General features: G+C 62.5%; 9 protein-coding genes. 2 read left to right on the top strand and 7 right to left on the bottom strand.

Annotation, left to right across the window (positions count from 1 at the left end; translation table 11 throughout):
• Positions 1–24: 24 nt before the first annotated feature.
• The 7 genes from BLS57_RS08350 to BLS57_RS08320 all read right to left on the bottom strand — a co-directional run bounded on the left by BLS57_RS08350 (position 25) and on the right by BLS57_RS08320 (position 9,798).
• The gene (locus tag BLS57_RS08350) at positions 25–1,200 is read right to left on the bottom strand and encodes an MFS transporter (protein ID WP_093741100.1); all 1,176 of its coding nucleotides are present in this window, start codon (positions 1,198–1,200) and stop codon (positions 25–27) included.
• Between the two features lie 8 nt (positions 1,201–1,208).
• Positions 1,209–1,772 carry a methyltransferase gene (locus BLS57_RS08345; RefSeq protein WP_244153630.1) on the bottom strand — a complete coding sequence of 188 codons (564 nt, stop codon included), beginning with the start codon at positions 1,770–1,772 and terminating at the stop codon, positions 1,209–1,211.
• Positions 1,773–1,847: 75 nt separating this feature from the next.
• Positions 1,848–3,242, bottom strand: coding sequence for a dihydrolipoyl dehydrogenase (gene lpdA / locus BLS57_RS08340; protein ID WP_093741098.1), 1,395 nt, complete (start codon positions 3,240–3,242; stop codon positions 1,848–1,850).
• A 97-nt stretch (positions 3,243–3,339) separates the two neighbouring features.
• Complete coding sequence (locus BLS57_RS08335; protein ID WP_093741096.1) at positions 3,340–3,936, bottom strand: DUF924 family protein; 597 nt, start codon at positions 3,934–3,936, stop codon at positions 3,340–3,342.
• Between the two features lie 83 nt (positions 3,937–4,019).
• Positions 4,020–5,354 (bottom strand): MFS transporter, encoded by a 1,335-nt coding sequence (locus BLS57_RS08330; protein WP_093741094.1) that lies wholly within the window; start codon positions 5,352–5,354, stop codon positions 4,020–4,022.
• A gap of 73 nt (positions 5,355–5,427) precedes the next feature.
• Positions 5,428–6,492: a tRNA preQ1(34) S-adenosylmethionine ribosyltransferase-isomerase QueA gene (queA, locus tag BLS57_RS08325; RefSeq protein WP_093741092.1), complete on the bottom strand. Its 1,065-nt coding sequence runs from the start codon at positions 6,490–6,492 to the stop codon at positions 5,428–5,430.
• Positions 6,493–6,534: 42 nt separating this feature from the next.
• Positions 6,535–9,798, bottom strand: coding sequence for a YhdP family protein (locus BLS57_RS08320; protein WP_244153629.1), 3,264 nt, complete (start codon positions 9,796–9,798; stop codon positions 6,535–6,537).
• Positions 9,799–9,974: 176 nt separating this feature from the next.
• On the opposite strand from BLS57_RS08320, the gene BLS57_RS08315 reads away from it, so the two are divergent.
• Together BLS57_RS08315 and BLS57_RS08310 are read left to right on the top strand one after the other, a co-directional pair.
• Positions 9,975–10,448, top strand: a complete 474-nt coding sequence (locus tag BLS57_RS08315) for a peroxiredoxin (RefSeq protein WP_093741088.1) — start codon at positions 9,975–9,977, stop codon at positions 10,446–10,448.
• The gene (locus BLS57_RS08310; protein WP_093741086.1) at positions 10,445–11,269 is read left to right on the top strand and encodes a ferritin-like domain-containing protein; all 825 of its coding nucleotides are present in this window, start codon (positions 10,445–10,447) and stop codon (positions 11,267–11,269) included. The genes BLS57_RS08315 and BLS57_RS08310 overlap by 4 nt, the downstream gene beginning before the upstream one ends.
• The last annotated feature ends 97 nt before the right edge of the window (positions 11,270–11,366 follow it).

Raw genomic sequence — 11,366 nt, 5'->3', positions numbered from 1 at the left:
TATTTTCCAACGGAAAAGTGAGAACTAAACAGGAACGCGCCGACTGCGACGTCGCGCCGCAGCGAGGAGGACATGTGCACCAAGCCCCATGAGGAAAGCGCCGCCCGCTAATAGCGGCAGTGCAGAGGCGCCGAGAGTGGCGAGGCCGAAGGCCATGATCGGAGTGCCAATGCTGTTGCCGAGGTTTCCCATTTGCGCAACCGCGCCATTGGCCTGCGCCTGTGCGGCGGCACCCTGATTAAGCTGCGGAACGGCGGTGAAGCTGGCCCCTTGGATCAGCCCCATCGCGCCTGCGAGGGCGATGCAGGCCAATGGGGCGCCAGGGCTGAGCCATAGCCACGCCATGCTCAGCGCTGAGAGGCCAAAACCCATCTGCACCACCTGCACGGCGGGCAGTCGGCGCAGGAGAAGCACGCCGAGAGTCATCGAAACGGCGATGCTGGTTAGCGGCATGGCGGCCATAACCGGCGCGCGCCAAGCTTCGTCAAGATAGGGCGGTAGCACTGTGAGGATCGAGACAAAGCTGAAGGTGTAGAACAGCCAGCCTGCCGCGGGCGCGGAGAGGAAAGGAGAGCGGTAGATCGTTAGGTGATCGCGAAAGATCTGCGGTAGGGAGAACGGCGGCTGTGGTTCTTCCGAAGGCAGCCGTCGCAGGCTAGCGGCGAGTACGAGCGCGCAGGCGGCCATATAGAGCGCATGGGCAGCAAAGAGCGCGGGTAGCCCTAAGGAAAGCGCCAGTGGGCGTCCTGCGAGGGCCAGAATGGCAAAGGCCACGCCAAAGAAGGTCCCCCAGAGCGTGAGGGTGAACCCACGGTCTTTCGGCGCGCTAAGTTGTGCGATTAAAGTCGGTGCGGCAACGACGATAGCTAGGTGGGAGAGGCCTTCGACCACGCGGCTGGTCAGCATCCAGCCAAAACCGGGCGTCAGCGCTTGAAAAACCGAAACACCCGCCCCGAGCCAAAGCGCTGAAAGCAACGCGCGACGGTAGCGAATGCGGGCGACCATCAGGCCTGCGACCACGCCGAGCAAGATGCCCACGCTCCCCACAAGCGACACCAAGAAACCGAGCGACGCCCCCGCTTGTGGGTAAAGCCCCGGCAGCAGGTCAAAGATCACGCTCATCTTGCCATATTGCGCCGCAGCCCCCAGCCCGGCCGCCCAGAGCGCGAAGACGCGCAGGAAAGAAGTGGTTTCGGTCATTTGCGCCTTCAGGTCTTCTGAGCCAGCGCCCAAGCGCAGAGGGGCATCTCTGGGTCGTTGGTCAGATCATCGGTTTCTTTGTCGTATTTCGGCGGCCATTCAGGCTCCAAGTTCCGCGCGGCGGCGGCGCGATTGCCCCATTGCTGCGCGTCGATACGCTCTTCGTCAAAACCGCCTTCGATGAGCAAGTTTTTCAACCCGCGCGCCGACCAACGAGAGCAGTCGTTGGGTGCTGCGTGAAAGGGGATGAAAAACGGCACAGCGATCCAGAAATACCCACCGGGGCGCAGCATGTCTCGCACGTGGCGCAGAGCGGTATAGGGCCGGTCGAGATGCTCCCAGACCTGATTGGCGAGGATCAGATCGAATTGCAGCACGGCCCCGCTTTCCGGATCAGCGAAGGGCCCGGCACAGATGTCATAGGTCGGGTAGCCGAATTGCGTATAGCTTTGGAAGTCAAAGCGCTTGCCGTATTTCCCTGAAATCTCAGCCACATCCAAGGTTTCGGGCTTCAGCCGCTGGATCATCCGGCGGCTGCTGCGGTGCATGACGACACGGTTGAGGCTGACCACGGGCTTCTCCTGCTCAAATGAGGCCACGCTGGCAGCAACAGGGGGGCAAGGCAAGCGCGCCCTGCCCGGCTGGCGCTACATGTGGATCACGCGGTCAAAGGCGTCGAGCACGGATTCATGCATCATTTCGCTGAGGGTCGGATGCGGGAAGACGGTGTTCATCAGGTCTTCTTCCGTGGTCTCCAACTGGCGGCCCACGACATAGCCTTGAATCAGCTCCGTCACTTCCGCGCCGACCATATGCGCACCAAGCAATTCGCCCGTCTTGGCGTCGAAGATGGTTTTGATCATGCCTTCGGGCTCGCCCAGAGCCACCGCCTTGCCGTTGCCGATAAAGGGGAAGCGCCCGACCTTGATGTCATAGCCCTGCTCTTTTGCCTTGGCCTCGGTCAGCCCGACGGAGGCGACCTGCGGGTGGCAATAGGTGCAACCCGCAATGCTTTCGGGTTTAACGGGATGCGGCTTTTGGCCCGCGATCAACTCGGCAACCATAACGCCCTCGTGGCTGGCTTTATGCGCAAGCCAAGGCGCGCCTGCGATGTCACCGATGGCATAGAGCCCGTCGACCCCGGTGCGGCAGTATTCGTCTGTCACCACATGCGTGCGGTCGACTTTCACGCCCAACTCTTCCAGCCCCAGCCCTTCGGTGTTGCCGACGATGCCCACGGCAGAGATCACCGTGTCGAACTCAAGCTTTTCGACCTTGCCGTCGCGCTCGATATGGGCGGTGACCTTGTCCTTGGCGCGGTCGAGCTTCTTGACCGTGGCCTTTTGCATAATCTTCATGCCCTGCTTTTCAAACGCCTTCTTGGCAAATTTCGAGATTTCCTCGTCCTCGACCGGCAGCACGCGGTCCATCACCTCAACCACGGTCGTGTCGGCGCCGAGCGTGTTGTAGAAGCTGGCAAACTCAATGCCGATGGCACCCGAGCCGATCACCAGCAGTTTCTTGGGGTCATGCGCGGGCTGCAACGCGTGGCGGTAGGTCCAGACACGTTTGCCGTCGGCCTCAAGCCCCGGCAATTCGCGGGCGCGGGCGCCGGTGGCCAGCACAATGTTCTTGGCGGTGAGATCTTCGCTGCCTTTGTCGGTTTTTACGCTGACCTTGCCCTTGGCGGGGATGGAGGCCTCGCCCATGAAGACCTCAACCTTGTTCTTCTTCAGCAGGTGTTTGACCCCGCCCTCCATCTGTTTGGCCACGCCGCGCGAGCGCTTGACGACGGCTTCGAGATCATAGTCGATCTGATCCGCTTTCAGTCCGAAATCCTTGGCCCGATGCATCAGATGGAATACTTCGGCGGAGCGCAGCAATGCTTTCGTCGGGATGCAGCCCCAGTTCAGGCAGATGCCGCCAAGGTTTTCCCGCTCCACGACCGCGACCTTCAGTCCCAGCTGTGCGCCACGTATTGCCGCGACATAGCCGCCCGGCCCCGCGCCGATCACGATCAGATCAAAGGATTTGGCAGCCATGGCAAGGACCTCGCATTCGGATTTGCTAATATAGTTTACCGTTAAACCATATTAGCAATCGCCACAACAGCGCGGCGTGTCTGATCCGGCGAAAGGTTCAGGCCGCGGCTTTCGCCTGCAACTCCTTGACCGTATGGCCGTACCCGCCCTGTTTGAGGTAGGCCGTCTCGGGTGCGGTGAAATTGCGCGAAAGGGCTTCATTGCGGTAGGGGAAGCGTCCGAACTGGCGAATGACTTCGCGGTGCGCACGAGCGTGCAGCATATTGTTCTTGCCGCTTTCCGGCATGCGTTCGCACATCAGACGCACGCAGCGGTCCTGATCGCAGAGGTTTTCGGAATGCATCAACGGCATGTAGAAGAACTGCCGCGCCGGTTCTTCAACGCGCATGTCCCAGCCCTTGTCGATGGCAAGCTTCGCCGCAGACAGACCCTGCTTGTCGCTGGCAAAGGCTTTGCCCATGTCGCGGAACATATTGCGGGGGAACTGGTCGGTCAGGATGATAAAGGCCAGCGCGCCGGTCGGATAGGTCAGCCAATGGGCCAGCTTACCGGCCTGCGCAGCCTCCCATGCGCTCTCGAAACGCTTGCTTATCTTTGCGTCGAACTCTGGCGTACTGTTGTACCAGTCAGAGGGGCTCACCTCTTCCAACCAGAACTTCAGTACGTCATCGGGTTTGATCTCTGCGCCAGTCATCCTGCACTCTCCTTTGCCGTGCTTCGGGCCTATGCCGTGCTTCGGGCTTATCTCCAAGGTTAAGAACGTCTTAACCCAAAAACCTAGTCACGTTTTGTATCATCAGCGACATAGTTACCGCTATCGGGTGACGTTTTTGCCGCATCCTCACTCTCAGGTTCTACGGTCTCATCGTCCTCTTGTTCCGATTCAATGGCATATTCCTGCGCGATCTCAACGGCCACACGGGTGGCAGAGGGGTAGATCGGCACGTAGTTGCCGGTCTCATCCACAGGCACCGCAGCACGCTGTGTCTTACGATAGGAGGCATAGCCCGCAAGCGCGGCAAAGAGCACGGCGGTGAAGAGGTAGAAGCCGCCGGGGCCAAGCGCTGTACCCATCATCCAACCGGTGATGACCGGACCAAGAACCGCCCCTAAGCCGTTGATAAATATCATACCGCCGGAGGCCGAGGCCATGTCTTCATGTTCCAAGAAGTCGTTGGTGTGGGCCATGAGCAGGGAATAGAGCGGGTTCGACATGCCCCCCACAACAAAGGCCGTGGCGAGCAGGATGGGGAAGATATGTCCTAGCATCATGCCTACGATCGAACCTGCCCCGCCAAGCAGCGCAGTGATGACGATCAGGCTGCGTCGGTCCATCCGGTCAGAGATATAACCGATGGGGTATTGTAACACGACGGAACCCACGAAGAACATGGCGACAAAAAGTGAAATCTGCCCGACGCTTAAACCCGCTTCGGCGCCGTAGACAGCGGCCATACCGAACTGTGCAGAGAACACCCCGCCCAAAAGGAACATGCCGACGCAGCCCAGAGGCGAGAATTCCATTAGGGTGCGCAGACTCATCGGCTTGGTGGTGCCAAAGGGTGGCGTGGGGCTGATCGAAAGCAGGATCGGCGTCACCGCGATGCTCACGAGCACCGAGGGGATGACAAAGAGCACGAAGCCCGAAGGGTCGGCGGTCAGCAGCAGCGCCTGCGCGATGACGATGCCGAGCGTTTGCACAATCATATAGGCCGAGAGCGCCTGTCCGCGGTTCTCGTTCGTGGCGGCGTTGTTCAGCCAGCTTTCTGCAGTCACATATACGGCGGAGAAGCAAAAGCCGATCAGCACACGGCCCAGCGACCAGACAATGGTGTTAGGAAACGTGGGATAAATGATCATCACGGCAGAGATTAGCGAGGCCAGCGCCGCGAAGACCCGCACGTGGCCCACCCGCCGGATCATGCCGGGGGCGAGGCGCGATCCGCCGAGAAAGCCTACGAAATAGGCTGACATAACGATCGACATTTGCAGGGTCGAAAACCCTTCAATGCCGCCGCGGATACCCAGCAATGTGCCCTGCATGCCGTTGCCGACCATCAGCAGGCACATGCCCAGCAAGAGCGCCCATGCGCTTGAAACCACTTGAATCATCTGGCCGCTTCCTTGTTCGCTTCGGCCCTCCCATGAACCCCTATTGCAGGCTAGTCACCCCCAGATACGACATTCAAGCGGGTTTTTGCGCCTGCGGGAGCAGAAGGGAGGAATCGCCGTAGGAAAAGAAGCGGTATTTCTCGGCGATGGCATAGGCGTAGATGTCTTTGACCGCCTGCACGCCCATGAGCGCCGAGACAAGCATCATCAAGGTGGACTTCGGCAGGTGGAAATTCGTCATCAGACCGTCGGTCACGTTAAAGGTGAACCCCGGCGTGATGAAGATATCGGTGTCGCCTTCCCAAGCCGCGATCTCACCGCCCCGTGCCGCCGTCTCAATCAGCCGCAGCGCCGTGGTGCCCACCGGTATCACCCGGCCCCCGGCGACGCGGGTGGCGGTGATCTCTTCGGCGGCTTTGGCGCTGACTTTGCCCCATTCGGCGTGCATCTTGTGCTCGGAGATGTCGTCGACCTTGACCGGCAGGAAAGTCCCCGCGCCCACATGCAGGGTCACATGGCTGAACGCGACCCCCTTCGCGGCCAGCGCCTCAAGCAGTGGCGCGTCGAAATGGAGCGAGGCCGTGGGCGCAGCAACCGCGCCGGCATGGCGGGCGAACACGGTTTGGTAGTCCATCATGTCCTGCGCATCCGCCGCCCGTTTGGCGGCGATATAGGGTGGCAACGGCATGGCTCCGGCGGCGTTCAGCGCGGCGTCGAAATCATCGCCCGTGCAGTTGAACCGCAGATGCCCTTGCCCGTCCTCCACCGCCTCCAAGGTGGCACGCAGGTCGTCGGAGAAGATCACCTCTTCGCCGATCTTCAGCTTGCGCAACGGTTTGATCAACGCCGACCACGTCCCGTCGCCGCGTGGCTCCAGTAGGGTCACTTCGATCTTGGCCTGCACATTGCCTTGGGCCGAAGCGCGGTGGCGCAGGCCCGAAAGCCGCGCCGGGATCACGCGGGTGTCGTTGAGCACCAAACGGTCACCAGGGCGCAGCCAGTTGGTTAGATCGGTCACGCGTTGGTCGTGCAGCACCTCGCCTTCGGCCACCAATAGCCGCGCAGAAGAACGCGGGTTGGCGGGGCGTGTGGCGATCAGGTCTTCGGGCAGGTCGAAATCGAAATCAGAGAGTTTCATGGCGGCATCCCGGCTGGCTGGCGGCGTCTGTCGCCCCGGCGCTTAGCGGTCCTCCGGCACCCGGGCAACCGGATTCGCCTGGCCCTGCACATTGGGAACCGTCGGCGCGGGCCTGCGAAAGATCTCGCGGAACATGCCGGGCGTGAGGGCCGAGAGCGGATTGACCGAGACGGCAGGTTTCTTGGCCGGGCCAGTGAGACGGTAGTTGAACCCGATTAGCCCCTCGCCCTTGCGGGTCAGCAGCGAGCCTATGCCGTTGAAGAGATAGACCGGAGAGATCACCCCCTGCATGTCAATCATCCCGTCGTCCAGCGCGTAAATCCCGTCCATCGACAGGCCCATCGACGCGCCCACAGCACTCGCTTCGGTCAGCACCAGCCGGTTCGGCGTCAGCCGAAAGCTTGCTTCCACATCGTCAAAGTAGATTCCGTCGCCGTTCAACTCATTGACCAGCCCGACAACTGAGACCGCATTGAGCAAAGCCGCGATGGCCGGGGCGTCTTTGATCCGCACATCGCCCACTTTGAGTTGCCCATCAAAAGCCCCGCCCGAGCCCACAGGAAGTAGGGTCAGCGACAGGTTGCCGCCCACCACCTGTTTCACCAGCCCCGCCGAACGCAGCACCCCGCCCGCGTCTTCGGAGACCACCCGCACCGCGCTGCGCCCCCCTTGGGGCAACAACCGGCCCTGCACCGGAGTGCCGCCATTGAGCCGCGCGCGGAACGAGCCGTCCATCCCCTTGGCGGTGTCGAAGGTGCCGGCCACATCGGTCAGGAAAATCGTGTCGGTGATCTGCAACCGGTCCAGCCGCACCTGCATGGGCGGCCCCGGCTGCCCTCCGCCCGAAGCTCCAAATTCCGCCCGCCGCATGTCCAGAGAGCCGCCGCCCAGCACGACTTGCAGCGGGTTGCCCTTGCCTTGGCCTACCAGATCAACCGGAATGTCGAGCCAGTCCGCCCGCCGCAACCTATCTATGCGCACCCGTTCAAGCGAGCCATCGGCGTTCAGCGCAATCGAGCCCGCCAGCCGGAGCCCCGGCGCCGTCAGTTGCAGCGCTTCGATGTCTGGCGTCTGCCCCAAGCGCCCCGCGATACGCAACTCGCCCTTCGTAGACGCCGCCTTTGACCACGACAGTTGCGGAATAGTGACCGACATCCCGGCCAAATTGCTCTCCAGCGTAAAACGCGGGGGGGTGTTCTTTTTGAGGTCGAGTGTGATCTGCCCCGCGGTACTGCCACGAATGCTGCCCGGCGGCAGGGCAATGCCAAAGGCATCCAGCGCCGCCGGGTCGAGTGTCACCCGCCCCGTCAACTGGCTCTCATCCGACCCCGGCCCAATCGCCTGCGACCACTGCCCGTCAAACGCCACGCCATCGATCAATCCCGGCCCGCCAATACTTACCCGGTCATTGTCAGCGGTGATCGACATCTTGCTGGCCCGCAGGCTGCGGTCTTTGACCAACGTATCGCTGGCGACCGACAGCAGATCCCCCGCCACGTGATAGCGCACGTCCGAAGGTTTGCCGCCCTTCTTCAGCGGCATCGCCAGCGTACCGCTCAGCACCGCTTCGCCATCGGCCAAAGTGACCGGGAGCCCGGCTTTGTCCATCACCTGCATCGGCGGCTGATTGAGCAAGGAAAGCGCGGCAGTGAGCGTGGAGCGGGTGTTGAGGCGGACCACGGCGGGGCTGCCATCCTTCACCCGCACATCCGGAATGATAAAGGACGTGCCTTTCAAGTTCACCGCGCCGCCTTGGGGCGCGATGACCTCGCCATCGTCCACCGTCACCACAAGGCGGTTGTCGAGCAGGCTGAAATGCCCGCGCCCCCCGGTGATATGCGGCAGGGTCTTGAGAAAACGCACCTCTGCGCCGCTGTAGTCGAAGGCAACATAGGTCTGCGGTCCCTGCCCCGGTGCGGCGCGCAGAGCGACGTCGAGGTTTTGCATCTGCCCGGCGTGGAGGTTCTCAGACAGCCACTTGCGGGTCTTGGGCTTCACCCCTTCCGGCCAAAGCGCCAGCAAACGATCGGGCTTCAGCGCATTCAGCCGCCCGTCCAGCGCCAGTTTCCAGCCCTGAGGTTCCGCAGAGAGCTCGCCCCCAAAGCGCAAGGCGCGCGGGCCGTCGCGGATTTCCAATCGGCCCAATTTTAGCCGGAAGGGATCAAGGCTGAGTTGGAAATCAATATCCGCCTGATCCAGCGCCACCGGTTCGGGATAGAGGTCATCCGGATTCGCCTTTAGGTCGCGCAGGGTGAACTGGCCTGTCAATTTGCCGGGGATACCCCCTGTCACCGCCCCCAGTTGCGCGGTGCCCGTCATCTGGCCAGAGACCCATTTGCTGTCCAACGTCATCTCGTCAAAGCGCAACAACTGTCGGGCTGGGTCGTAGCTAAAGTAGCTGCGCGCGCCTTCGAAGGGGATCGGCTTGGTTTGGGCGTTGGGCTGCACCGCCCCTGCGCCGATTTGCAGGGAAGCGTTGATTGGCGCAAAACGGCCCACGCTGTCGATCCCGCTGCGCACGGCGCCCGAGATTGGCGCGGTGAGCACTTCGAGCCATGAAAACGCCGGGCCCTGTGCCGCGATGTCGCGGGCTGCGACGTCGTCAAACGTCGCACCAAAGGTGGCGGCGGTTTGGCCAATGCGGCTGCTGTAATTCGCCGAAAGCGTCGCCACGCCTGCGCCACCGCTAAGCACGGCGAGGTCGGCTGACAGGTCCAACTCATCCCCTTCGCGTGACAGACGCAGGCGTCCGCCATCGCCCGTCCAAGCCCTGCCCGCGCGGGCGTCTTCGAAGCGCAGGGTCAATGCACGCAATTCGACCGAGCGCAGGGCTGAGAGCGCAGGGGCTGCTAGCACCTCGTCGATCTGGCCGATCAACTGCGGCAGGGTCGCGGCCTCACGTTCCGGCGGGGCGATGCCCGCCCCCGCACTCAGGCTCACCCGCCCATCTGTCCCGCGTCGCAGGTTGGCGACCACGCCGGAGAGCGCAATCTCACGCGGCTGCACGACGCCGCGCAGGAGCGAGCGCATAGAGAGACTTGCCTTGAACTCATTGAAGCTGACGATTTCATCGCCGTCGGGCGTGGCCACGGAAATATCCTGCAGCCGCACGCGGGGCCGCCAGCCTTCGTCCACGACGAACTCCATGGCTCCGAAGTCGACCCGCGCCTGCGGCAGTTCTTGGGCGATACGTGTCTCGATCCGCTCCTGCACCCAAAGCGGCGCCGGGATCGTCCGCCCGGTGAAATAGATCGCCGCCCCCGTGGCAAAGGCCGCCAGCAGCACCAGGACATAAAGCGTCGCCATCCCCGCCCGCCGCAGTGGCCGCCGAGGCTGAGGCCCCTTGCCTCTCGGTTCGGGCGGGCTGGAAGGGGGCGCGTCGCTCATCGGGCTCCGGTTCGGCTGGGGCGGCTTTGACGTTGTCAAATCATGTGCAGTATGACAGCCCTGAACGATGCTCCACAAGCCAAAGGAACTGCGTCATGTCACAGATCGGCCCACAGCCCGGCCAACCGGCCCCAGATTTCACCCTGCCCGTCACCGGCGACGGTGAGATCACCCTGTCGGCCCTGCGCGGCAGCCCTGTGGTGCTGTTCTTTTATCCGCGTGACGACACGCCCGGCTGCACCAAGGAATCGATCGGGTTTTCCGAGCGGTTGGCGAAGTTTACCGAAGCCGGGGCGCAGGTCTTCGGCATTTCCCGCGACAGCATGGACAAACACGACAAGTTCGCCGCCAAACACGCGCTGACCGTACCGCTCCTGTCAGACACCGATGGCGCGGTGACGGAGGCCTATGAGGTCTGGGTCGAGAAGAACATGTACGGCAAGAAATCCATGGGCATTGAACGCGCGACCTATTTGATCGACGCGGAGGGCAAGATTGCGCAGGTCTGGCGCAAGGTGAAGGTGCCGGGCCATGTGGATGCGGTGCTCGACGCGGTGCGCGGCGCATGATGCCGCTGGCAGAGATGGCCGAGGCGGTGCTGCGCACGGCAGATGGGCGCAAGAAGACCGCCCTGTCGCGCGACTATGCGGCGCAGTGGCTTTCGGCCCGCGCCGCAGGCGAACGCCCCGAAGTGGGCCGCGCCGATCCGCCGCTGCACCCGGCCCGGCCTGAGCACCCCGAACTGCTCTCCCCCCGCGAAGTGCCCCGCCGTCGCCCCGGCACGCCCGAAGGCCGTGCGGCGTTGCTCCATGCGGTGGCGCATATCGAATTGAACGCGGTGGACCTGCACTGGGACGTGATTGCGCGGTTCTCCCATGTACCGCTGCCGCTGGGGTTCTTTGATGATTGGGTCAAAGCCGCCGATGACGAATCGAAACATTTCAACCTGATGTGCGACTGCCTCGAAGAGATGGGCAGCCACTATGGCGCGATGCCCGCCCACGCTGGCATGTGGCGCGCCGCCGAAGATACGGTGGACGATCTGATGGGCCGCCTTGCCGTTGTCCCGATGGTGCTTGAAGCGCGGGGGCTGGATGTCACGCCGGGCATGATCAAGATATTCCGCAACGCCAAAGCCGACAGCGCTGTGGCCGCACTTGAAACGATCTACGCCGAAGAAATCGCCCATGTCGCCTATGGCAGCAAGTGGTTTCACTTCCTCTGTGGCCGCCATGACGAAGACCCCAAGGACCGCTTTCACGCCCTTGTGCGCAAGTATTTCCACGGCGATCTGAAGCCGCCCTTCAATGAGGAAAAGCGCGCTGAGGCTGGCATTCCGCCGGACTTCTACTGGCCGCTCACCGCCACCGGCGGACCCGACGCAGGTTAGCGCTAAATGCCAAGTGCTTGGTATCGGCGAATTTTTGCCAATCCGGCCCCACGTCGGCGGGATCACGGCTGATGCCAACTGTTGCTGAGGGTCAACA

The organism is Sulfitobacter delicatus, from assembly GCF_900102535.1.
GTDB classification, from domain to species: domain Bacteria; phylum Pseudomonadota; class Alphaproteobacteria; order Rhodobacterales; family Rhodobacteraceae; genus Sulfitobacter; species Sulfitobacter delicatus.
Note: the sequence above shows the minus strand (reverse complement) of the source record. Positions and strands in the feature narration are given on the sequence as shown.

Coding starts and splice junctions, on each gene's coding strand:
- BLS57_RS08350 (WP_093741100.1), bottom strand. CDS start 1,200: ATGACCGAAACCACTTCTTTCCTGCGCGTCTTCGCGCTCTGGGCGGCC.
- lpdA (WP_093741098.1), bottom strand. CDS start 3,242: ATGGCTGCCAAATCCTTTGATCTGATCGTGATCGGCGCGGGGCCGGGC.
- BLS57_RS08335 (WP_093741096.1), bottom strand. CDS start 3,936: ATGACTGGCGCAGAGATCAAACCCGATGACGTACTGAAGTTCTGGTTG.
- BLS57_RS08330 (WP_093741094.1), bottom strand. CDS start 5,354: ATGATTCAAGTGGTTTCAAGCGCATGGGCGCTCTTGCTGGGCATGTGC.
- queA (WP_093741092.1), bottom strand. CDS start 6,492: ATGAAACTCTCTGATTTCGATTTCGACCTGCCCGAAGACCTGATCGCC.
- BLS57_RS08320 (WP_244153629.1), bottom strand. CDS start 9,798: ATGGCGACGCTTTATGTCCTGGTGCTGCTGGCGGCCTTTGCCACGGGG.
- BLS57_RS08315 (WP_093741088.1), top strand. CDS start 9,975: ATGTCACAGATCGGCCCACAGCCCGGCCAACCGGCCCCAGATTTCACC.
- BLS57_RS08310 (WP_093741086.1), top strand. CDS start 10,445: ATGATGCCGCTGGCAGAGATGGCCGAGGCGGTGCTGCGCACGGCAGAT.